The organism is Marinifilum caeruleilacunae, from assembly GCF_013141825.1.
Classification (GTDB): domain Bacteria; phylum Bacteroidota; class Bacteroidia; order Bacteroidales; family Marinifilaceae; genus Marinifilum; species Marinifilum caeruleilacunae.
The window spans coordinates 1-716 of the sequence record NZ_RZNH01000116.1 but is presented as its reverse complement, the minus strand read 5'-3'; the positions used below and the strand labels follow the sequence as shown (position 1 = coordinate 716).

Annotated in this window: 1 protein-coding gene; it reads left to right on the top strand. The window is 40.3% G+C overall.

Features of this window, described 5'->3' with window-relative positions; genetic code table 11:
* The first annotated feature begins 240 nt into the window (after positions 1-240).
* Positions 241-456 (top strand): hypothetical protein, encoded by a 216-nt coding sequence (locus ELS83_RS21725; protein WP_074098181.1) that lies wholly within the window; start codon positions 241-243, stop codon positions 454-456.
* Positions 457-716 lie beyond the last annotated feature (260 nt).

The following is a 716-nucleotide window of genomic DNA, read 5'->3' as shown; positions in this document are numbered from 1 at the left end:
AGGCGGGTCTGTAGTAAGGAGAATGACATTATAAAGCTGGCACTTAGAATTCCACGGACTATAGACTATACTAGTATACTCCGTCTACTGTACGATACACTTCCGCTCAGGTCCTTGTCCTTTAACGAGGCCTTACCACTCTTTTGTTACTCTATTGATCCAGCTCAGCAAAGGCAGTGTGATCTAAGATTCTATCTTCGCGATGTAGTAAAACTAGCTAGACCGAGAAAGAGACTAGAAATGCAAAAGGCACTTCTACAATGGCTGCCATCATTATTATCCGATGTGACGCTGCAGCTTCTCAATGATATTCGAATACGCTTTGAGGAGATACAGCCTAATATCCGACAAACTGTTTTACAGATTTACGATCGTACTTGTTACCCATCATTGAATTTTGAACATCCGAACCTGGGAGTTTTCCCTGAAACAGATAGTATATTTGAACCTGTATAATAATATATAGTCTAGCGCTTTACGGAAGACAATGTATGTATTTCGGTTCCTGGAGAAACTATTGCATCTATTGCATAGGTAATCTTGCACGTCGCATCCCCGGTTCATTTTCTGCGTTTCCATCTTGCACTTCAATAGCATATCTTTGTTAACGAAGCATCTGTGCTTCATTTTGKAGAACAAAAATGCAACGCGAGAGCGCTAATTTTTCAAACAAAGAATCTGAGCTGCATTTTTACAGAACAGAAATGCAACGCGAA